At 38.1% G+C, this 24,069-nt stretch carries 15 protein-coding genes; 8 read left to right on the forward strand and 7 right to left on the reverse strand.

Annotated elements, in window-relative coordinates; genetic code table 11:
• The first annotated feature begins 5 nt into the window (after nt 1–5).
• The gene (locus tag KO521_RS13895) at nt 6–1,346 is read left to right on the forward strand and encodes a sulfatase (protein WP_215940489.1); all 1,341 of its coding nucleotides are present in this window, start codon (nt 6–8) and stop codon (nt 1,344–1,346) included.
• Between the two features lie 39 nt (nt 1,347–1,385).
• Nucleotides 1,386–2,858 carry a sulfatase-like hydrolase/transferase gene (locus tag KO521_RS13900; protein WP_215940490.1) on the forward strand — a complete coding sequence of 491 codons (1,473 nt, stop codon included), beginning with the start codon at nt 1,386–1,388 and terminating at the stop codon, nt 2,856–2,858.
• A gap of 90 nt (nt 2,859–2,948) precedes the next feature.
• Here KO521_RS13900 and KO521_RS13905 read toward each other — a convergent pair whose 3' ends face one another.
• A complete protein-coding gene (locus tag KO521_RS13905) occupies nt 2,949–5,678 on the reverse strand; it encodes an outer membrane beta-barrel protein (protein WP_215940491.1) in 2,730 nt (909 codons plus the stop codon).
• A 297-nt stretch (nt 5,679–5,975) separates the two neighbouring features.
• On the opposite strand from KO521_RS13905, the gene KO521_RS13910 reads away from it, so the two are divergent.
• From KO521_RS13910 to KO521_RS13925, 4 genes are read left to right on the forward strand one after another with little or no spacing between them, the layout of a single operon-like run.
• Nucleotides 5,976–7,451 carry an arylsulfatase gene (locus KO521_RS13910; RefSeq protein ID WP_215940492.1) on the forward strand — a complete coding sequence of 492 codons (1,476 nt, stop codon included), beginning with the start codon at nt 5,976–5,978 and terminating at the stop codon, nt 7,449–7,451.
• A gap of 29 nt (nt 7,452–7,480) precedes the next feature.
• Nucleotides 7,481–9,322 carry an alkaline phosphatase D family protein gene (locus tag KO521_RS13915; protein ID WP_215940493.1) on the forward strand — a complete coding sequence of 614 codons (1,842 nt, stop codon included), beginning with the start codon at nt 7,481–7,483 and terminating at the stop codon, nt 9,320–9,322.
• Nucleotides 9,319–11,598, forward strand: coding sequence for a sulfatase-like hydrolase/transferase (locus KO521_RS13920; RefSeq protein ID WP_215940494.1), 2,280 nt, complete (start codon nt 9,319–9,321; stop codon nt 11,596–11,598). The genes KO521_RS13915 and KO521_RS13920 overlap by 4 nt, the downstream gene beginning before the upstream one ends.
• 6 nt (nt 11,599–11,604) lie before the next feature.
• Nucleotides 11,605–13,110, forward strand: a complete 1,506-nt coding sequence (locus tag KO521_RS13925) for a sulfatase family protein (protein WP_215940495.1) — start codon at nt 11,605–11,607, stop codon at nt 13,108–13,110.
• 10 nt (nt 13,111–13,120) lie between these two features.
• Here KO521_RS13925 and KO521_RS13930 read toward each other — a convergent pair whose 3' ends face one another.
• Nucleotides 13,121–14,272 carry a hypothetical protein gene (locus KO521_RS13930; protein WP_215940496.1) on the reverse strand — a complete coding sequence of 384 codons (1,152 nt, stop codon included), beginning with the start codon at nt 14,270–14,272 and terminating at the stop codon, nt 13,121–13,123.
• A gap of 206 nt (nt 14,273–14,478) precedes the next feature.
• On the opposite strand from KO521_RS13930, the gene KO521_RS13935 reads away from it, so the two are divergent.
• Nucleotides 14,479–17,319: a glycoside hydrolase family 2 protein gene (locus tag KO521_RS13935; RefSeq protein ID WP_252730070.1), complete on the forward strand. Its 2,841-nt coding sequence runs from the start codon at nt 14,479–14,481 to the stop codon at nt 17,317–17,319.
• A gap of 339 nt (nt 17,320–17,658) precedes the next feature.
• On the opposite strand, the gene treF is transcribed toward KO521_RS13935, so the two are convergent.
• Genes treF through KO521_RS13950 form a run of 3 tightly spaced genes read right to left on the reverse strand, consistent with a single transcriptional unit; the run spans nt 17,659 to nt 21,247 of the window.
• Nucleotides 17,659–19,260 (reverse strand): alpha,alpha-trehalase TreF, encoded by a 1,602-nt coding sequence (gene treF, locus KO521_RS13940; RefSeq protein ID WP_215940497.1) that lies wholly within the window; start codon nt 19,258–19,260, stop codon nt 17,659–17,661.
• 42 nt (nt 19,261–19,302) lie between these two features.
• Nucleotides 19,303–20,481, reverse strand: a complete 1,179-nt coding sequence (locus KO521_RS13945; protein WP_215940498.1) for an acyl-CoA dehydrogenase family protein — start codon at nt 20,479–20,481, stop codon at nt 19,303–19,305.
• Between the two features lie 55 nt (nt 20,482–20,536).
• Nucleotides 20,537–21,247 (reverse strand): tRNA1(Val) (adenine(37)-N6)-methyltransferase, encoded by a 711-nt coding sequence (locus KO521_RS13950; RefSeq protein ID WP_215940499.1) that lies wholly within the window; start codon nt 21,245–21,247, stop codon nt 20,537–20,539.
• A gap of 355 nt (nt 21,248–21,602) precedes the next feature.
• Here KO521_RS13950 and KO521_RS13955 point away from each other — a divergent pair, with 355 nt between their 5' ends.
• On the forward strand, nt 21,603–22,646 hold the full coding sequence (locus tag KO521_RS13955) for a sugar phosphate isomerase/epimerase family protein (protein ID WP_215940500.1): 1,044 nt from the start codon (nt 21,603–21,605) through the stop codon (nt 22,644–22,646).
• Between the two features lie 45 nt (nt 22,647–22,691).
• Here KO521_RS13955 and rimM read toward each other — a convergent pair whose 3' ends face one another.
• Complete coding sequence (rimM, locus tag KO521_RS13960; protein ID WP_215940501.1) at nt 22,692–23,222, reverse strand: ribosome maturation factor RimM; 531 nt, start codon at nt 23,220–23,222, stop codon at nt 22,692–22,694.
• A gap of 15 nt (nt 23,223–23,237) precedes the next feature.
• A complete protein-coding gene (locus KO521_RS13965; RefSeq protein ID WP_215940502.1) occupies nt 23,238–23,789 on the reverse strand; it encodes a 30S ribosomal protein S16 in 552 nt (183 codons plus the stop codon).
• Between the last annotated feature and the right edge of the window lie 280 nt (nt 23,790–24,069).

Consider the following 24,069-nt stretch of genomic DNA (forward strand, 5'->3'; position numbering starts at 1 on the left):
ATCAAATGAAAAACACCTTTATATTAGCAGCGCTCATAATTAGTATTTTTAGAGGCATAGCACAAGAACAACCCAATATTGTACTGCTTTTTGTAGATGATTACGGTTGGGCCGATGTTGGTTTTAGGAATCCTAAATTCCATACCCCCAATATTGATCAACTTAAAAAAGACGGGGTTAATTTCAACAGAGCCTATATTGCCACTCCTACATGTAGCCCTAGTAGAGCTTCGCTTCTAACGGGTAAAGAACCCGTTCGTTTTCAGATGCCCCGCCATATCATAGACAGTAAAGAAAAGGCTGCTAAAAATAATATAGAAGGAGGGGAATTCAATCTTTGGCCTACGGACCCGGTTCAAATGCCTTCTAGAAACTGGCTACCTTTAGAGGAAGTCACCTATGCCGAACGCTTAAAGGAATTTGGATATTACAATATGTTCATCGGAAAATGGCACTTGGGCAGTGAAAAATACCATCCGGTACATCAAGGTTTTGATGCGCAATATGGAACCGGTGACCACGGTCATCCTGGAAACTATTATGCTCCTTTTTTCAAAACAGGAAATCCACTACCTGATTCGCCAGAAGGCACTTATCTAACCGATGTTCTAACTGATGGCGCAGAGAAATTCATAGGCGAATATGACAAAGACCAACCTTTTATGCTATCCCTTTGGTACTACAATGTTCACGGACCGCATGTAGGTAGAAAAGACTGGGTAGAGCGTTATAAAAAAGAAGGCCTAACCGGTAAAGATGCCGAGTATGCAGCCATGGTAAGTGCTATGGATGAGTCTGTAGGCAGAGTAAGAAAGGCACTTGACGAAAAGGGAATTGCGGACAATACCGTAGTTATTCTGTTATCCGACCAGGGAGGTTATTTCAGTAATGCACCATTATCCGGTGGAAAAACAGGTGGTAACACTTTAGGTGAAGGTGGTGCTAGAGTTCCTTTTATCATCAAGTATCCTGGAGTTACAATGCCCGGCATTTCATGTGACGTTCCCGTACAATCAATTGACGTCTTCCCTACTTTGGTAGAAATTGCATCAGGTAAAAAATCAAAGTCAAAAGATATTCAAGGCAAAAGTTTGATGCCCCTACTACAAGGCAAGAAATTCAAAGAACGTAATCTATTTTTCTTCCGCAGTTATGAAGATCAATATACCGCCATTATGAACGGCGATTGGAAAATGGTTAAATATCACAGTGGTCGTCACGATTTGTTCAATATAAAAAACGATAGAAGCGAATCTAAAAACCTCATTGATATAGAAGTTGATCAAGCCAAGAAAATGAAGAAACAGCTTGAAAAGTGGGAGAAAGAAGCCGTCCCAGAGTTTTAGACCAAATACACAGAGATATAATACATGAAATTGGAAGCAATGAAAAAAATAATAACGACTGGTATTTTTATAATCTTTACCTGTTTGACCTTCGCTCAAGAGAAGCCAAATATTATCTGGCTCATGGCAGAGGACATGAGTATTGATCTTGAGTGTTACGGCATGAAAGGTGTAAAAACTCCCAATCTGAATAAAATGGCAAAGGAAGGCGTTAAATTCGAAAACTGCTTTGTAACCAATCCTATTTGCTCACCTAGTCGTTCTGCTATGTTAACAGGTACACATCAGGTAAAAATCAATGCACATCATCATAGGAGCAATAGAGATGTTCCTCTAGACCCGCAGTTCAAACCTTTTACTTATTGGCTACGAGAGGCAGGTTACACCACTATTCTAGGACACCATGGCGTAATGGGAAAAGGTCGTAAAATAGATGCTAATTTTAAACATGAACCTATAGGTCCGTGGGATGGAAAAACACAGTTCGGGATTTTCGACAAGTACGATACGTTTGAGAAAGAAGACCAACCATTTTTTGCCCAAATTCAACTTGTGGCAAGTCACAGAGGTGATTGGTGGGACGAGGTTCGAGAAAATTCAAAGCACCCTGTTAACCCTGCAGATATAGAATTACCTAAATTTATGGCCGATGACCCAGTAATTCGTTTGGACTGGGCGAAATATCTAGACCAAATAGAATTTTTGGACAATGAGGTAGGAATGATTTTTCAAGAATTGGAAGATAAGGAAATGGCCGACAATACTGTTGTTATCTTTATTGGGGATAACGGCCGGTGCAATATTCGTGGAAAAGGATATCTTCAAGACCCAGGATTGCACATTCCACTTATCGTTTATTACCCAAAAGATTTAAAAGCAGGCCAAATTAGGAAAGATGTAGTTTCTGCCACGGATATTACGGCAACGGTATTAGATTATGCCGATATAAAAGTTCCCGAATACATGACCGGAAAACCGATTTTCGATAAGGATTTTAAACGCGATTATGTGTACGGAGCCCGTGATCTTTGGGACGAGATAGAAGAAAAATCCCGCGCTATTACCTCTGGTGATTGGAAATACATCCGTAATGATATGCCAGAAGTTCCGTATGATGCGCGTCAGGCCTATTTAGAGTTCTACCGCCCTGCAGTTCATAGAATGCGTACGCTAAAAGCAGAAGGAAAACTTAATGAAAGTCAAGAATTATTCTTTGCCCCTAACAAGGATAAAGAAGAATTATATGACCTTAAGAACGACCCACAAGAATTACACAACTTAGCAGAAAACCCTAAGTATGTAGATGTATTGCAAAAAATGCGCGATAAGACCTTGGCGTATGATGAAGAAATGAAGCCGGTAAGTTCTGAGTACCACCCTGATCATGCTATTTCTGTTGATGCTTTAAAATGGCTAAAAGAAGAAAGACCGGAAGAATACCAAAAAATGCTAGAAGGTGAAGAAATAGGTTTTAAAAAGGCCGTTAAAGGATATAAAGAAAGCCTGAAATAAGAAGTTTAATCTAGTCATGTTAGTTAGTTAGTTTGTTTAGAAGTCCTTGGCACTTATAGTGTTGGGGACTTTTTTCGTTAATATACCTAGCTATCCTTTTCTTGGTCTGCTGTTTAGTTTATGCATATAACTAACAATAAAGTAACGACCCAGACTTTCGGAAGTAGTTTCTTCAAAATAGTTAGTGGTACTACGTCTGTAGATGTCAATATTTTTATCCAATAAATCAATAAACAATAACTTTAAAACATGGCTTTTTTGCTTTGAAAAAGAATAGGAAACCGTTGCGTTCCAAAGCGGAATATTCTCATTAGACGCAAAAGCATCATCCGTGTAAATAAAATAATCGAACTGCGTATTAAAGTTCACTTTCTTTCCTAAATCACAATCCAACATTGAGAAATATTGTTGTTTGGTATATTTTCTATCTAAATCGCGTTCAATAGAAAATGAGGTGTTATTCACACTATACATAGCGCCAGCTTTTAAATCTACAAGACTTTTATTGTTATTCTCTAACGTTGCACTGAACAAAAAATCCTTGGAAGTAACCTCATTCAGCTGAAAATTAATAATAGCATTGTTCGTATTAAAAAAGTTTCGGTTTTTGAACGAGTAGCGCACACCTAACCTTTTTATTTTCTGGCTAAAACCTAGAGAAGCGTTCAACCTACGCTTGTAGCCATTATTCTCATAGCTCAGCGTTCTAACATAATCATCATCTACATCAACACTTTTAATAATCGCATCCTTTGAATATTGATACTGTAACCGGGTATTAAAGCTAAACGAGGATTTGAAATCATGAATTACGGCAGATAGGGTAAGTGCGTCCATCTTTTCAGCTACAAGGTCCTGATTCCCTTTTCGGATAGAAAAAGGATTTAAATCGTTAACCACCGTAGAACTCTCAATAGGGCGTGGTCTTCGGATGTTCTTTTTATAATTAAACCTATATTTCTGACCTCTTTTAGGAATATACTGCACGGTTGCCATGGGGTTAACGAACAACCGATCCGTAACTGCTGCCGTCTCATTCACCACACCAAATGAACGTATCACATCTTGCAACTCCATTGCTGCGTAGGTATTGATTTTTCCTGCAGTATAACTATGTGCTAAACGGGTCTGATAATTATTTTCATTATGATCGTAGTCGTATTCTAAAATCTCTTCTTTGTTATTGGCACTTATAGTGGTCTTATTCTGATAGACATTTTCCCTATCTACCTTATTGCTCATGTAAGACTCTATCTTCATGTAATGATTGCCCCCAAGAGGTTCGGTATATTTGAAGTTGAAATTTACAATAGAAGTATTCAGTTTCTGATCACGAATAGTATTGAGTTCTTTTATTGATTCCTTAGGCGTATTTACACGTCTGGTTATTAACGTATTCTGGTCGTTTTTCATGGCAGAACTATTAAAAGAAGTTTTGAGTCCCGTAGCTAGGCTCCTGCCCTTCTTTCTTAGTTTTTGATAAAAATTGATACCCAAATTGGCGCGTTTTCTATCCCTATCAACATTAGAGAGGTTATCATTTTTAGTACTGAGTTCTTCCTCTTTAAAATAGCGCCCCATACGATTAGAGTAGCTTTTTATATCATCGGATATCAACTGCCCTTTAAGAATAAGGCTGTTGTTTGGGTTAGATTTATTCTTGTAATCCAGATTTACATTGTGATTATCTTTTGTATTTATATATTCATTTTCGGCCACATAGTCAAAGTTATTGGCATTTGAAAAAGTGATTCGTTTGGATACTGAAGTACCATCATTCTTAGAATGGTTATAGAAATAATCTCCGTTTAACGATTTTTTCTCCTTAAACTCATGACCCACATTTATTCCCGCCACTCCTGTATTTAAGAATCCGCTTAAGCTTTTTGTTTTTTGGGCCGAGTTCTGTTCTTCTTCTTCATCACCATCGCCATCAACACCATCTGCATTCTTTAAAAAATCTTGGATATTAGACCCTGTTATATTGATATTATTGGTTTTACCGATTATGGCAAACTGTGTTTTTGAAGTGAATTTATTATAGTTGAGATTCCAAAAATATCTATTATCAAGTCCAGCTCCTGCAGACACCTTTCCGAAACCATTATTCTTTTTGGATTCTTTTAAAGTAAAATTTATAACCACTTCTTTGTTTCCATCAGCAACGCCTGTTAGTTCAGATTCATCGCTTTTCTTATCTATAATTTCCACGTTGGATATGGCATCTGCAGATAAATTTTTAAGGACAATAGATGGATCACCTCCAAAGAATTCCTTACCATCGATCATAATTTTGGTGACCTCGTTGCCTTGTGCATTTACCTTGCCATCAGAATCAATTTCCAATCCCGGAATTTTATTCAATAATTCTTCCAGGTTATCATCTGGGTCTACCTTAAAAGAGTTGGTATTGAATGCTATGGTATCCTGTTTTATCTGCACTGGCACAACTGCAGTTAAGGTAACCCCTTCCAATTCATATGTATCTTCTACAAGAGTTAAGTTTCCAAAATCCAGCTTTTCTCCCGTGTACGAAATGTTCTTGTATAATGAGATATAACCCAATGAAGAAATATTCAATATGTAATCTCCCTTCTGCGCATCTGTAATTTTGAAATCTCCATGTACATCTGTAACGGTATAATCTACATAAGTAGAATCCTTCACACTCAACAACACTACCGCCACTGCTTCCAGAGGCTCCGTTTCTTCTGAAACCACTCTTCCCAAAATACCTTCCCCAGATTGGCCCTGTGTTGAGAAGAAACATAAAAAGAATAGCAAGAGCATAAAAACATTCTTCCGCAGACAATTCATCATGAAACCAGTATTGAATTATAGCTCATACGAGCAAAGCATAAATATAATTTGAAGTAAATGAACAGGTGTACATAAGAATACAAGAAATGTATTGTGGAGTACAAATTCTGCCTAACTTATGATCAATTTGCTTTAACTATGCAACATATGGTCAAGGGCATAAACTATACGAGGTAAAATAACTACATTGCCTAGTGCTTTACTTTGTAGGATATTGGACTAACAATACAACTTATTTTAAGTAGTTGTAAAACCCAAAAATTGATCATATCGATTTTAAAATTAAAGAACACCACTATGAAATTACGCTTTACATCTATCTTTTCATTTCTATTTGTCATTACCCTATTCTTATCTTTAGGCTCTTGCAAAGAAGAATCAAAAACGGTAAACAAAAACGACGCAAAAAAAGAACAGAAGCCCAATATCATCTATATTTTAGCCGACGACCTTGGTTATGGCGACCTAAGCTCCTATGGACAGGAAAAGTTTCAAACGCCCCGTATTGATGAATTGGCAAAAAGAGGTATAACCTTTACCCAACACTACAGTGGTGCACCAGTTTGTGCGCCAGCAAGATCATCTCTCATGACGGGACAGCATACCGGTCACACACCAATTAGAGGAAATAAAGAGCTTGAAGGCGAAGGGCAAACGCCTTTACCCGGCAATTCCGTTACCATAGCGGAAATGATGAAAAAAGCAGGCTATACCACAGGAGCTTTTGGGAAATGGGGATTAGGTTTTATTGGTTCCGAAGGAGACCCCGTAGCACAAGGTTTTGATGAGTTTTATGGGTACAACTGCCAGCGTATGGCCCACAGGTATTACCCAACTCATTTATGGCACAATGAAGATAAGATTCTATTGGAAGGCAACGATTGGACAAAAACAGAAACGTATGCACCAGACAAAATCCAAGAAGCCACATTAGAATTTATTGAAAAAAATAAAGAGAAGCCATTTTTTGCTTACGTACCTTTTGTACTACCTCATGCAGAGTTAATTTCACCCAATGATTCTATCTTCAACAAGTTTAAAGATTCATTCGATGAAACTCCCTTTACCGCAGAAAACGATTTCACATCAGATTACGGTCCTGATATTGTTCACATGGAATACGCGCCACAACTTAAGCCACACGCCGCATTTGCTTCTATGGTATATCGTATGGATGTATATGTTGGCCAAATTTTAGACAAACTAGAGGAACTTGGTATTGCAGATAACACCATTGTTATGTTCGCAAGCGATAATGGACCACATGCAGAAGGCGGTGCCGATCCAGCATTTTTTAATAGTTCCGGTGGTTTAAGAGGAATTAAAAGAGACCTGTACGAAGGCGGTATACGCTCTCCGTTCATAGTAACATGGCCTAATAAAATTAAGGCCGGAACAACATCTGATCACGTTTCCGCTTTTTGGGATGTTATGCCTACGCTTGGTGAAATCACTAAGGTAGATGTTCCCGCCAGTAGTGATGGTATCTCATTTTTACCTACTCTTTTGGACAAAGACAATCAAAAAGAACATGACCACCTGTATTGGGAATTTCCAATTCAGCAAGGTCGAAAAGCCGTACGTAAAGGAGATTGGAAAGGAGTTATTTATAACTTCAATAAAAAACCACAAGGTATATTTATGCTTTACAACTTAGCTGATGATGAATCGGAAACTAAAAACGTAGCCAACCAACACCCAGAAATAGTTGATGAAATGAAGCAAATCATGGAAAGTGAGAGTGAGGCATCAGAGCTGTTCCCATTTAAATAATTCTGAATCTCATAATAAACCAACCAGCCATGACCTCTTATAAATTTACTTTACTTTTTATACTTTTCTCGTTTTGCCTTACTGCTCAGGAGATAAACCATATTACTCATGGACCAATTCTTGGGCATGTTACCCAAAATTCGGTTCGGGTTTGGGGCAGAACAGCTTCACCAGGAACGTTTGAAGTGCAATACAAGAAACAAGAAGGTTCAGATAGCTTCAAAAACATTCCGGTCAAAACCCTCTTAGCAGATGATAATACAGGTTGGGTAACCTTAACCAATTTATCTCCTGATACCAAGTACACCTATCATCTTTCTATCAACGGAAAGCAGAGCAAAGAAGGTAGTTTTAGAACATTACCTGCTGCAGCTGACTACGCCAATAAAAAATATAATCCTGAAGGTCTCTTTAATTTTAAATTTGAGTTTGGTTCTTGTGCAAGTCAGAATCCGGCCAATGGCATTGGTCCTAGTCTACCCACCTACACTACCATGTTGGACGAGGTCAAAAACGATATCAACTTTGCGGTTATGAATGGCGATTGGCTGTACGAGGAAAAAAGAGACTACCCTGCTTCCGAGTGGCGCAAAACTCAAAATATTAAAGAAAAAGAACAGCCAGACCTTGTTACCAATGCGCCCACGGTAGTTGGGGTTTGGGAAAATTATAAATCGTATTTAGACAAAGCCGATAATCTAGCGGAATGGCACCGAAATGTCCCTTCTTATTTCACTTTTGATGACCACGAACTTATTAATGACATTTGGGGTGCCGGTACTGCCGGTAGACGAGACAGAAGAACCGTTTTTAGGGATATTGCCACAGCCGCTTGGTATGATTATTTAGGATGGGCAGACCCTGTTCCTTTTAAACAAGATATCCATTTTGGAAAGGCAAAATTCAAAAAAGATTCTGATATTTTAGTAGATTCAAAGGCGGATTTCACTAAACTAGACTTTTCAGAAATGGACAATCTACATGTGCATTGGGGAACACCAACAGCAGGCGTAGATGATATTGTTTTGGACTCCCTTCATTTTGGAAACCCGAATTCAAAAGTATATGACATTGTAGAAGTCATCAACAAAAATAAAATCCGCATTGACCCACCTGCGGTTGCCAATGGCACAGGTAATTATTCCATCGCAAGAAAATCATACTCTAAATTTACGGTAGGAAACAGTGACTTTTTTCTTCTAGACACAAAGACCAACCGCCAATGGCACGATACTCAGAACAGAGATAAACCTGGACTTAGTTTGCTAGGCAAAGACCAATTGGCATGGTTAAAAGAGGAAATGAAAAATAGTAAGGCTGATTTCTTATTCCTATTTTCATCAGTACCTTTTATGATTCCCCATGTAGGTGCCAGTGGGTATGCTATGGCCAGTAACAAAGATGAATCATGGACCGTTTTTCTTGATGAACGCGAGAAACTTATAGATTTCTGGGGAACTTTAGACCAACCGGTATTTGTTCTTACAGGCGATCTTCACAATAGTTTTGCAGTGAAAATTACCGACCAAATTTGGGAGTTCTGCTCAGGGCCTCACAATTCGGTCAACCACAGGTTATCTGATGAAGGAGACCGTCCAAGATCGGGTCTATATCAATTTGATAAAAGAGAAATGGACATTCGCTGGTCCAGCTTTGTGCTAGATGACATTCCTAGACCAGAGCGTCTATACCCACACTATTGCGTGGTACAGCTTAACAATGTATTCAATAACCCTCAAAAATTAGGTGACAAACGTTGGGTTGCCTATGAACATCCGCAGGTAATTTTTCAGTTTTTCGATGGAAGAACCGGAGAACTACGCTATTCAGAAACCGTATCAACCAAAAGAACCAAAAGCTTAAAAAAATGAAAAACCGATTTCAGTATGTATTCTTCTTTTCCTTACTAACATTAGCGTGTTACGCCCAAAAAGCCAACAAAAATGACGGGGACAAACGCCCCAACGTAATTCTAATTATGGTAGATGACTTAGGGTATGAAGGAATTGGCAGTTACGGCGGAACTTCTTACCATACACCAAATATTGACAAGCTTGCCGCAACCGGTATGCAGTTCAACCAAGCGTATGCCCAACCGCTTTGTACGCCTACCAGAGTAAAACTTATGACGGGACAGTACAATTTTAGGAATTGGGAAGCCTTTGGAATTTTGAATCCACAGCAAAAAACATTTGGCCATATCATGCAAGACGCTGGTTATGCTACCTGTATGGTAGGAAAATGGCAACTACAAAGTTATGACCCACCCGGTTATCCCGGAGGTGAACACAGAAGAGGAATAGGTATGAAAGTAGAAGATGCTGGTTTTGATGAATACAGTATGTTCCATGCTTTTCATACGGAAGATAAAGGCTCTCGTTTTGCCAACCCTACCATTTATCAGAATGGGGAATTTCTAACCGAAACGGACGGTAAATACGGTCCTGATATTTTTTCGGAATATTTAAACGATTTTGTTGCCCGCCAGGCGGATAAACCATTTTTTGTGTATTACCCTATGGCTTTGACACACGGTCCTTTCAACCCTACGCCCGAAAGCAAAGACTGGAAATATCCTGAAAAAAGATTGGACGAGGATACTACCTATTTTAAAGATATGGTGGAGTATCTAGATAAAATTATTGGTGACATTGTTTATAATCTTGAGAAGAAAGGGCTTCGTGAAGACACCCTTCTCATGTTATATTCCGATAATGGCACGCACCAAACCATCTTTTCCAAGATGGGAGATCGCACGGTTCAAGGAGGTAAAGGATTAACCACAGAAGCTGGCATTAAAGTTCCGTTTATTGCCAACTGGCCCAATCATATAAAAGCCGGTACTACATCAAACGAATTTATTGATGCTATAGATTTTATGCCAACCATTTTGGAAGCTACAAACACCCCTTCTCCAACTAGTTTTCAACCAGATGGCGAAAGCTTTTTACCGGTCTTAAAAGGAGAACCTGTTGAACGCAGGGATTGGGTATTTATGAGCTATGACCCTAAACCAGGTTGGGACAAAAAGCAATTTGCGCCAGCGGAGTTCGTTCTAAACGAAAACTATAAGTTATATGGTGACGGCAGGTTTTATGATACTAAAAATGATGTTTTAGAAAAGGACTCTCTACCAGAAACTAAGCTAAGCCCAGAGCTCAAGCAATTGAAATCAAAATTTAAAGTCGTATTGGATTCTCTAAGGAAATATCCAACATATGGATGGGTTGAGCGTTTGGCTCCTGAATTTGATTCTCTAGTTTCAAAACATGCCCGTATAGAATTGGTTGCCGAAGGATTTAATTGGTCCGAAGGTCCTGTATGGCTACCAAAAGAGCAGAAACTTATCTTTTCCGATGTTCCGGAAAACAAAATCTATGAATGGGACAATTTAGACGGATTAAGTCTATATATGGCTCCTTCCGGAGATACCGGCATCGAAAAGGGAAGTAACGGCAAAGGTTCAAACGGACTTATTCTTAACCCAGAAGGGGAATTAGTACTATGCCAAGTAGGCGACCGCAGAATTAGTAAACTTACAAGCTTAAAAGATTCGCATCACCCTAAATTTGAACCTGTAATTACTAATTTTAATGGCAAAAAGTTCAATTCACCTAATGATATGGATTATGACAAAAACGGTAATTTATATTTCACGGACCCATCTTTCGGTTTAGGTGATGCCAAAAGTGATATTGGTTTCAATGGTGTTTATTTCTATGGGAAAAATAAAGAATTGGTTCTTTTAGATGACTCCATAAAGGCCCCTAACGGTATTGCCGTATCCAATGACAATAAGACTTTATATGTTGCCGATTCTTTTAAGGAACAACCTAAAATCTTAGCATACGACATTGTTGGGAATGGGAAGGTATCCAACAAAAGACTATTTTTTGATGCCACTAAGCTGCATAAAGCAAGCATCAGCAAGCAATCTCCTGATGGAATGAAGATTGATGAGAAGGGAAACATTTTCTTAGCTGGTCCTGATGGCGTTTTAGTTATTTCTCCAGCAGGCAAACATCTAGGAACCATAAGAACCGATAAAAATACCGGTAATTGTGAATTCAGCGATAATGGAAGATACTTATTCATTACTGCAGATGATTACCTTTTGAGAGTTAACCTAAGACCCTATTCCAAATAAACTGCCATGTTCAAAAACCACACGTTACATTTAGTCCTAATATCCCTTCTATTTGTTTGCTCTTGTGCAGAGAAGAAAAAAGAAGAAACAAAAGTTACCGAAGAACGCCCTAACATAGTTTTTATAATTGCCGATGATATGGCCTGGGACGATAGCGGCGCCTATGGGCATCCAAACATCAAAACTCCTAATATAGACCAATTGGCTGCAGACGGTATGCGTTTTGACAATGCATTCTTAACGGCAAGCTCATGCAGCCCAAGTAGGACGAGCATTATAACCGGCCTATATCCTCATAATACGGATGCAGAGCAGTTGCATTGGCCTTTACCGGCAAGCAAGATAACTTTTGTTGAGGAATTGAAAAAGTCTGGCTACTGGACGGCACAAGCAGGAAAATGGCATTTAGGAGATTCCATTAAAACCCGTTTTGACCTTGTAAAAGATGTGGGAACACATGGTTTTCAATTATCGCCTACAGGCGAAAAAACAAAACAAATGGGTGATGGTAGTGGTTGCGAAGAATGGATACCTGTACTCAAACAAAGACCAGAGAACAAACCTTTCTTTTTATGGTTGGCAGCAGTTGATCCGCACAGACCTTACACAGAAGATATTATAGAAAACCCTCATGCTTTAGAAGATGTAATACTTCCTCCTTATTTTCCTGATACCAAAGAAGTGCGTGAGGATTTCACACATTATTACAATGAAATTACCCGTCTTGACAATTATGTTGGCAAAGTAGTAGCTGAATTGGACAAACAAGGGGTTTCTGAAAATACTATGATACTTTTCATTAGCGATAACGGTAGGCCTTTTCCGCGAGATAAGACTACTCTCTATGATGGAGGTATTAAAACACCTTGGATAGTAAAATGGCCAAAAAAAGTTGCTGCAAATTCGGTTAACACAAACTTGGTAAGTTCCATAGATATTGCAACTACTTTCTTAAAACTAGCAGGCTTAGAGGCCTTATCCAGTTTTGAAGGCGAAGACTTTTCTCCCTTGTTAGCCGATACAAAATCAAAAACAAGAGATTACATATATGCAGAAGACCATTGGCATGATTATGAAGATTACACCAGAGCCGTTCGTACCGAAGAATTCAAATACATTCGCAATTTTTATACGGATTTGCCAAATACACCTTCGGCGGATGCGTTTATTGGCGGCACCTTTAAGTCTATGCAGGAGTTAAAGAAAAAAGGGGAACTGAACGAAGCCCAAATGGCTTGTTTTATCACGCCTAGACAAGAAGAAGAATTGTATGATATTGTCAATGACCCTTACGAGCTTAAAAACCTTGCAAGCGACCCTTCACATGAGCAAACGCTGAAGGAACTACGTGCTGCACTGAATACCATTCGCAAAACATCAAAAGATAGTATACCTAATTTTAGAACACCAGATGAGTTTGACCGTGAAACGGGAAAATCAAATTCGTTCAGAAAGCGGCCTCGACCTTCCAAGGTTGAAATGGAGAAAATCATACGTGCAATGGGTAAATAATGGAAAGCTTCTAAAAGCCGACTACCATTTCAAGGTTTAAATCAGTGTTGACCCTATGCTGTCCTTTTACTTTAAATAGTGCGGTGAAATACTTTTTACCCTTTAGATGTTCGTTTTCAAACTTCTGAAGGCTATCCTTGTTCGTGAAATATTCAACCGTTGCACTTACACCAATATCGTGCTGCGAAAAGAATACAAAATGATCCGAATTACCAATACTTGGATACTTGGATACGATGGCATATTCTTGATCTACCCTCGAACCTCCAAAAGTAAGTAGCGTGTCCTTTAAGATAGGGTGATTTGAAAGTTTCAAAGTTCTTGCGGTTAAGTTAAAATGAGGATTTGCCTCATTAAAAAAGCGGATAAATTGATTCTCATTTTTCACTGGCCCCGCATAGATAGCATTGCCTTCCTTAATTTCTGGCAAAGTGGTTTGTGTAGAAAACCGAATTGAAAACTTACTATTGTGTTCTTGAAAGAACTGTTGCAGTCTTTGGGTGGCCATTGCGGCCATCCGGGTAGTGTAACTATATTTTGAAGGTTGTAACACTCCTTTTAATTCGGGTTTTGCATCCAACCAATCATAAAATTCGTTTACCGTGTTTATCTCAAAGTCCCTAGTCCACCCTTTGCCTCCGGATATCGTTTGGCCCATAGCTCCAAAATGGTCCCCAAGAATTAGGTTTGTAGATTTTCCTGAATTCAAAAAGGAACTCCATAAAGGAGGTGTACTTGAAGGAAGATTAGTAATCACCAATGTTACTATTGCTATAAATAAAAGTATGTACGGTATAATTCGTGACCAGTTTATAGTTTTTTGCTTTACAACAGGGGCTTTCTTTTCTACAAAGCGGACTTTATATTGTCCCTTATCTATTTTTAGATGCCATCCATCCGCACTACCCTCCGTTTCGTAATACGTTGTCAATTTTTTTCTAAGGTTGTAAATATTTACTCTAACTCTGGGATTGTTCTTGTCATCGGTCTGATTGCTTTTAAAGAATTCCAGCTCAATAACTGCTTCTTTTAAGTGCGCACCCTTTCTTGTTGCATCGTAGAGGTATTGCAGCAGACCTCTACTTGTAGGTGCATTCTTAAAGGTGTCACTCTCCTTTATTTTAGAAACGATTTCTTGTTCAATGCTTTCTGTCAATTCCATGTAAAATAGAGTTGGATAATTGATTCTAAGACTACTTTAACCGTTATAGCTACCGTTAAAGAAGGGTTAAAGTACTAAGAATAAAGCGTATATTATACATTTGTTTTGATGATTTAATACCTATTGCTTTTCCAAATTATCCATTTGTATAAAACGTACACAATAAACCAAAAGGTATTAAACTATAACCACTAAACTATCTACCCATGAGTATCCGTAAAATAAGTATTGCCCTAATCCTATGTCTACTTTGTGTATTTGGAGCAAATGCTATGCAGCAGGAAACAACGTTTACTGCAACTGAAAAAGTATATCTCTCCGGCACCGGGAAAGATGACATGGTAGACTGGGATTTCTTTTGTTCCGATGGAATGAACAGTGGTAAATGGACGACAATTGGCGTTCCTTCCTGTTGGGAATTACAAGGCTTTGGAAATTATAATTATGGCAAAGATGATTTTGCAATTCGGAAGAACGAATACGGACTCTATAAATATGAGTTTAATGTTTCAAAAGAATGGAATAACAAAGAAGTGAAAATTGTATTTGAAGGGGTCATGACTGATGCCGAAGTGAAAATAAACGGAAAACTAGCGGGAGAAATTCACCAAGGCGCTTTCTATGAATTCAAATATGACATAAGCAAACTACTGAAGTATGGCGAAAAGAACCTACTGGAAGTTAAAGTTAACAAAGCTTCGGCCAACACCTCTATTAACCATGCAGAACGTCAAGCAGATTTCTGGATTTTCGGAGGAATATTCCGACCAGTATATTTACAGGCCTATCCTAAGGACAATATTGAACGTGTAGCAATCAATGCCAAAGCCAGCGGTGAGTTGGAAGCTGATATTTATACTACATCCAAAAAAGCAGCATCGCTACAGTTATCATTATCAGATATCAACCAAAAGAAAATACAGGATTTACCCGTTGTTAATATATCTAAAGAAAAGGGAAAGTGGCATATTTCTACAAAGGCGGATGATATAAAATCATGGAATCCAGAATCACCTGAACTGTATTTTCTAAATGTAGCACTTCTGAATAAAAAGAGAGAGATTATTCATCAAATTTCTGAACGTATTGGTTTTAGAACAGTAGAAGTTTTAGAAGGAGATGGTATTTTTGTTAATGGGCAACGCATCAAATTTAAAGGTGTAAACAGGCATTCATTTTACCCTAGTTCCGGTCGTACTACATCAAAAGAACTCAGTATAGAACATATTAAAATGATGAAGGATATGAACATGAATGCTGTTCGTATGTCTCACTATCCGCCAGACGCTCATTTCTTAAATGCTGCAGATTCTTTAGGTCTTTTTGTAATAGACGAAGTATGCACCTGGCACTCTCCGCATTTAGATACTAAAGTAGGCCGTAAAATAGTGGAAGAAACCGTGGTTCGTGATGTAAACCATCCTTCTATTCTTCTTTGGGCCAACGGTAATGAAACAGGATGGAACAGAGAGCTAGATGATGATTATGCAAAGTGGGACATTCAGAAACGCGAGGTGATTCACCCTTGGAACATTTTCAGGAAAACCAATACTATGCACTACCCCAGCTATCATATTTTTGCATATGATACCTATGCCAAGGACAAAATTTATTTTCCAACAGAGTTTCTACATGGCCTTTATGACGGTGGCCATGGCGCTGGTCTAGATGATTATTGGAAACAAATGTGGAATATGCCGTTAGCCGCAGGCGGATTTTTATGGGATTTTGCAGATGAAGCTGTTGTTCGTACAGATAAAAACAACATCTTAGATACCGATGGAAACCATGCCGCAGATGGTATTGTAGGCCCTTATGGAGAAAAAGAAGCTAGTTATTTTACAATTAAAGAGGTATGGTCGCCTATTTACATTGAAGACCGTTACATCAAGTCAGATTTCAACGGGATTTTCAGAATTGAAAACAGATTTCACTTTACCAATTTGAATCAGTGTAAAATGACCGCGAAATGGGTTGTCTTTGAAGGTCCTAACGGAAGTAACAAAGCAAAAACTATTTCAGAACAAAATATTGAATTACCGGATTTAGAACCAAGCAAAAAAGGAGAGTTCTTAGTTACTAGACCAGAAAACTGGATAGTAGCCGACGTATTATACATTACAGCAACCGATCCGCTAAACCAGGAAATTTTTACTTGGAGCTATCCTATAAACACTCCTAAAGAAGTAAATAAAAAAAATATATCAACCACTAAAAAAAGTGGTATAACCACGGAAGCTATAAATGGTTCTATAGTGGTCAACGCGAATGGATTTCACTATAAATTTTCAGAAAAAACCGCCCTACTGAACGAAGTTAAGAAAGACGGAAAAATTATTCCTTTAAACAACGGCCCAATAATATTTGACCATAAAGACAAAATCGAATCACAAAACATATATACTTTAAAAGATAGGATTGAAATTGTAACCGTATTTGAGGCTTCGGACAAATCACCTAACTGGGCAAGTCATAAGGAATACAGTTCAGATATTATAAAATGGACTATTTATTCAGATGGATTACTGAACCTCAACGTAGAAATCAAAGGAAAAAAAATAGTGAAAGGTATAAAAGGGATTACTTTCTCTTTTCCTGAATCTGAAGTTTCCGGAATGAAATGGTTAGGTGATGGTCCATACCGTGTCTGGCGCAATAGAATGAAAGGCACCAAATTAAAGGTCTGGGAAAACGATTACAATAATACAGTTACTGGAGAATCCGGCTTTGTGTATCCTGAGTTCAAAGGTTTCTATTCAAGTTTATATTGGGTGAAAGTAAAAGGGAAAAACAATAACGGATTCAATGTGTATTGCAATTCAGAAAACACCTTCTTGCGTATGTTGACACCTCAGCAACCAAAAGAAGACCCTAACCATAGAGTTTCGGTAGACTTTCCCAAGGGGGACATCTCATTTGTAAAAAACATTCCGGCTATTGGCACAAAATTCCAAGAAGGAGATAAAATGGGCCCACAAGGCAATTCAGAAAATTACTTCGGTAATGACGATGAACCAATTAGTATAGACCTGACTTTTGAGTTCTAGGAATAGCAGCTAAAGAGGATCTGGTATAAACTAAAAAGAGTCTTATCGGTTTCGACAAGACTCTTTTACGAGAACACTATATGAAAATGAAAAATTTTATTTCTGTTTGATTAACACTGTAAACTTACGGCAGCAATGTTCATTTTAAAAAAAAATGATGTGAACTAGCCAATTTCTGTTGTGAAAACGCATTTTATCGATTTTTGGGCTAAAAAATTGAAGTGTAACACTTAAAGATAGATGATTAGCCGTTGTAAAAAAGTAGTGCTTTAAATATTGAAGGGAATAAGAATTTATGCTTGTTGAGCAATAAGCATTAATGGTACATACCTGTATGACCTATTTGTTCTTGTTGGTTCTCGCTTTTAATGCCAGATAAACCCCATTACTCCATCCAAATCCATCTTGCACCGGGTATTCACCACCACCTGCATTTAATGTCATATCCTCCACATTGTATTTTTCAACGAATTTTCCTGTATTGGCATATACTTTTTCATTGAGTTTCACCCAACGTTGAGCTATGATATTTGCGAGTTCTTCGTGACCATAATTCTCCAGGCCAATAATAGTCATCCATTGCAATGGTGCCCAACCGTTAGGAGCATCCCACTGCTCACCTGTATTTTTTAAAGTAGTAACAACACCACCGGGTTTCAAAAAGTGATTTTCTATGTATTCCGCAATATTATCTGCTTGTTGTTGAGATGCCATATTGAAAAACAAAGGAAAGGTCATTGCCAGAGAAGGCTCTCCTGTTTGCTTTTGCTTCAGCCAATTGAAATCTTCATAAATTCCATCGGAAGCATTCCAGCAAACTTCATTTAGAAATTTCTTTCGGCCAATCATACTATTTTCTAAGGTTTTCCTAAACATTTTATCTTCGGGGTAGCATCTAAGCAAAACCGCTTCCAAACCGTAAAGTAATGAATTGAGGTCAACAGGAATGATATCTGTAGTTATAATGGTTTCAATTGATCTACCATCTGCAAACCACCGGGAAGAATAATCCCAACCAGATTCCGCTCCGGAACGCAGATCACTATACATTTTTTCGCCACCGCTTACTTTTTGAACCTGGTTGTAGTCTTCACGATAAGACTCTTCACGAGGTGAAACACCACGATCAAAATACCGGTTCATTATTCCGTAGGAAGTAGCAACGCAATGAAAAACAGGGGTATTGACAGCATGCTTGCCATCCATCCAAAAATCATACTCTTTTCTTAGCGCTTCTCTGTACTTTGTATATACAGAATCTCCCTGCTTTTCCGCTAATAACGCAACCATCTGAGAGAAGAAAGGTGGTTGTGATCTTGTAATATAATAAGTTCTATTTCCATTAGGAATATGACCTACTGTTTCAATAAGATGCGCGAAATTTTCAAGCATATCATCAATTAGCTCAAACTCTCCACTTTCTGCTAGTCCCAACATCGTGAAATAACTATCCCAGTAGTAAATTTCTCTGAAACGCCCACCCGGTACAATATAAGGTTGAGGCAAAGGAATAAGTGTGCTGCCCTCATTTTTAGCGTCTAAAACCCTTTTTAATACTGGCCATAAGGATATAACATGCTCTTCTGCAGATTTACTCGTATCTGTCTTAAAATCTGAGCTTATCATATCTGGCAACTCAAAATTATCAAGTACAAAGGTTTTCAAATCAAAATTTGTTTGATTTTTCTTTTGTTCATAGGCCAGTTTAATTTCGCTATATGGCCTTTTGGCCATACAATCAACAAAAGTTTTACTGTCGGGGAAAATATGTGCAAGTTGAACATCAGCAAATAGTGGGCCAAGTAAATCTCCAAGAGTTTCAAAATCTTCACTTTCCTCTACGGTTTCTTGAGCCGAACTTACTGAGTTAACCGTCTTTTTATCCTGTTCAGTCTTACAAGAAAAAATTAGAAGGACAAATAACAAAAAATAATATCGCATAACAACGTGTAATATTGATTACGATTTAAAAGTAAGGCTTTACTATTTAAATGCGGAATGCCCGGTAATATCCATTCCGGTAATCAACAAGTGGATATCATGGGTACCCTCATAAGTTATTACACTCTCAAGATTCATCATATGGCGCATTATACTATATTCACCGGTAATACCCATACCACCTAAAACCTGTCTGGCCTCTCTGGCTATTTTAATGGCCATATCCACATTATTTCGTTTTGCCATAGAAATCTGAGCCGTTGTTGCCCTACCCTCGTTTTTCAATTGTCCTAGACGAAAAGCCAATAGTTGAGCCTTCGTGATTTCCGTAATCATCTCAGCAAGTTTCTTCTGCTGTAATTGGGTCGCTGCAATGGGTTTGCCAAATTGCACGCGCTCTTTTGCATATCTTAGCGCGGTATCATAACAATCCATAGCTGCGCCAATAGCACCCCATGCAATTCCATAACGAGCAGAATCCAGACAACCAAGCGGCGCACCTAGCCCAGACTTGTTTGGTAGTAGATTCTCTTTGGGCACTTTTACATTATCGAATATCAATTCACCCGTAGCGGATGCACGTAAAGACCACTTATTATGAGTTTCTGGCGTAGTAAATCCTTCCATTCCCCTTTCCACAATAAGACCATGAATACGACCTTCTTCATTTTTTGCCCACACCACAGCAATATCAGCAAATGGCGAATTAGAAATCCACAGTTTAGCGCCGTTTAAAAGATAATGATTTCCCATATCCTTAAACTTAGTCTCCATTCCACTAGGGTTTGAACCATGGTTAGGTTCCGTAAGTCCGAAACAGCCCATCATTTCACCTGAAGCCAATTTGGGTAAATATTTCTTTCTTTGTTCTTCGCTACCGTAGGTATAGATAGGATACATCACCAAAGATGATTGAACGGAAGCCGTTGAACGCACACCACTGTCACCACGTTCAATTTCTTGCATTATAAGACCGTAGCTTATTTGATCTAACCCTGCACCACCGTATTCTTCAGGAATATAAGGACCAAAGGCTCCAATTTCTGCTAACCCTTCTAAAATTTGCTTTGGAAATTCAGCTTTTTGGGCGTACTCCTCAATTATGGGAGAGACATCCCTTTTGACCCATTGGCGTGCAGCATCGCGTACCAGTTTATGCTCTTCGGAAAGAAGATCATCAAGATTGTAATAGTCTGGTGCTTCGAACAAATCAGGTTTCATAAAGTCAATTTTAATCAAATATACAGATGAAACGTAACATTATGCGAACTAATTGTTACATTTTTAAATAAAAATCCTTCGTCAATGCAACATAGGCATCCGTGTATTCGTGTCTCGTTATTTCAATGGTAAGTACATTAGTTTTAATCTCAACTTCTACAAAACCAAACTCCAATAAACTACGCTTAACTTCTGAATTTAAATTGCCCTTTACACGGGTAATCCGCTTGGGATATAACTTAAAAAAAGCTGCATATTCTATAAACCTTACTTCTTCTTTAAAAGGAATAATGGTTGCAAAAGAACCTTTTGGAGCCATTAGCTTTGAAACACCTTCCAGCAACTCATTAAAGGGCAGTGATTGATTTTGCCTGGCTTTATCCCGTGATAAATCTCCACTAGAAACTTCTTCAGAATAAAAAGGGGGGTTAGAAACTATTAAATCATAAGGGTCTTCCCATTCTTCAACAAACTCATCAAGACCGGCATGATAGCAAAAAAGCCGGTCTCCCCAATCCGAAGCTTCAAAATTGGAAACACATTGTTCATAAGCATCATCATCAATTTCCAAGGCATCTATAGTATCTGCCATACTACGTTGTGCCATCATCAAGGCAATTAAACCAGTTCCAGCCCCAATATCCAAAATAGATTCAGGATTGTCATCTACAGATGCCCAAGCACCCAACAACACCCCATCTGTACCAACTTTCATGGCACAACGGTCTTGATTTATCTGGAATTGTTTGAATTGGAATGGTTTCATCAAACTTAACTTATTTTTATTTTTTTTGAATTTGCGTTTCTATATTGAATTCAGAAAATAGCTTTTGATTAAAAATCGGAATATGCTGAATAAATAGAAAATACACTGTGTAAAGTTAAGATATGGAAAGCATTTAATGGACTGCACTCTTCAACATTATTTTCTTCTTATCCTAAATAAAAACAAGGTTACCTTCGCAGTAATCTCAACACCTAAATCTAAGAAATTACACACTATGCAATATTTTGTATTTATTTGTACAAAACTTGTCCTGAATATTTAGAATAGTTAATTTTCTAGAGATTTGGGTAACTCCTTAAAATACACTTACAACTTAAACCAAAGACTCATTCAAATGCAAAATAACTCAAAATCCGGAAGGCGTAAATTCTTAAGGAATACCCTTACCCTAGCAGCAGGCTCAACCCTAATAACTCCATCTCTTTTTGGTGCTCCTTCCATCCTAAAACATTATAACAAACCTAACTCCAAATTTAACGGCGTACAAATAGGTGTTATTACCTATTCGTTTAGAAGTATGGAAGATCAAAGTGCTGAAGCCACTCTTCAATACATTCTAGATTGCGGGGTAAATGCCATTGAGCTAATTGGAGACCCAGCTGAAACTTTTGCAGGAAGACCTGAAAACAAATTGGATAGAACCGTATTTTTTGGATTGATGAAAAAGAAACGTAGTGGAAGCATTACCGATGACGAAGCCAAAGAACTTGCAGAAATACAAACCGAACAATCAGCATATAAAAAACAAGTTACAAAGTGGCGGAAGACGGCAGACATGAAAAAGTTTGAGAAATTCCGCAAAATGTATAATGATGCGGGTGTTGACATTTATGCCTTCAAACCAAGAGATACCTTCGGTAAAAAGAATTCAGATGCGGATATAGAATGGGGAATGAAAACAGCAAAAGTACTTGGTGCTAGCCATGTTACCGTAGAACATCCTAGTAATGATGCTACCACGCTTAGGTTAGGGAAATTTGCCAAAAAACATGGAATTTATGTGGCTTACCACGGTCACGAACAACAAACTCCCACCCTATGGGATACGGCTTTAGAGCAATCTAATTATAACGCTTTAAACTTAGACTTAGGTCATTTTGTAGCTGCGGGCAATTCTGCTCCTTTAGACATTATTAAAAACAAGCATGAGCACATCAAAAGCATGCATCTAAAAGACAGACAAACGCCTGCAAATGGCAAAGGCAATTTGGTTTGGGGAAATGGAGACACTCCACTTGCCGGAGCTTTACAACTTATGAGAGATAACAAATATAACTTTCCCGGAACTGTTGAACTAGAATATGATGTTCCTGCTGGATCTAATGCAATAGCAGAAGTTCAAAAATGTATTTCTTTCTGTGAGAAAGCCTTAAAATAGTCTGAATTAAATATACTGGGGTAGACTTGACCAGTAAAGTTTGGTTTACCCTAAATACAGGTCCACAAGACCCTCTGGAGTTCTTACGTGAATCGCTTTGTTTTCGCGATCAACTTTTTTCAGGATTTCATCAATGATAGGCACTAAAATCTCTTTTCCATCTTTTTCTATTTCAAAAATTGCTTGAGACGTAGTATCATTTACTCCAGTAATTTTTCCAATATTACCGTGAACATCATCCAACACATCAAAACCAATGACTTCATGAAAATAGAACTTATCACCTTCCAATTTAGGCAAGGCCGATAAAGGTAAATAAAGCTGATGGCCCATAATACGATTAGCAGCGGCTTCATCCTTCACCTCTTCAAAATCGATTCTTAATAGCGCGGATTTATGCAGACGACATCTATCAATAAAAAATGGAACCAGTATATCGCCTTTCATCAAGACAAACACTGATTCCATATTTTCGTAAATTTCGGGTTCATCGGCATCTAGTTTAACTAGCACCTCACCCTTAAAGCTATATTTAGAAACGATTTTACCGAGGTAGAAACAATCTTCCTTACGCATTCGTTCCTAATTTATTTATTCTTCTTCTTTAGATGCTTCCGCCTCTACAGATGGAGCTTCTTCAACCGCTTCAACCTCAGCAGTTGCATCCTCACCTTCAGGAGCTTCTGGCAATGCAGCAGCGGCAGCTTCAGCAGCACGCTTCTCATTTACTTCTTTCTCTGCTTTTAAAGCAGCAGCTTTAGCATCAGCTTTCTCTTTATCTAAACCACCAACCTTAGCTGCAATCTTACCTTCTTTTTCTTCCAACCAAGCCGTAAATTTTTCTTCTGCTTGCTCTTCGGTTAAGGCACCTTTACGTACACCACCTAATAAGTGATGCTTTAAAAGAACACCTCTGTAAGAAAGAATTGCTTTAGCGGTATCTGTTGGCTGTGCACCATTCTGTAACCACTGCACTGAACTATCAACATTTAATTCAATAGTAGCAGGATTGGTATTAGGATTGTAGATTCCTAATTTTTCCAAGAATTTCCCATCTCTCTTTGAACGTACATCTGCTGCAACGATCCAATAAAATGGTTTTCCTTTTTTACCGTGTCTCTGTAATCTAATTTTAACTGGCATATCACATTAATTTGTAGGGTGCCCGACCCTTGTTATTAATTCATTTTAAATCTTCCCTATTAAGGGGCTGCAAATATAGAATTTCTTTTTGAGGTAATACCACTTGTTTTAAAGAAAAAACAACCTCAATATTGCTTTTTTCAAAGACACATTCAATCCTACCTAACTAACACACTATTAATTTCTTGTTCAAGGCCTACGCTACACCTTTCAATCCGTTAATAACTCTTAACAACTCATTAAGCTATTAAGCGTTCTTTTTACGTAATTTTATAGTCAC

It is taken from the genome of Zobellia uliginosa, assembly GCF_018860745.1.
GTDB lineage: Bacteria > Bacteroidota > Bacteroidia > Flavobacteriales > Flavobacteriaceae > Zobellia > Zobellia uliginosa_B.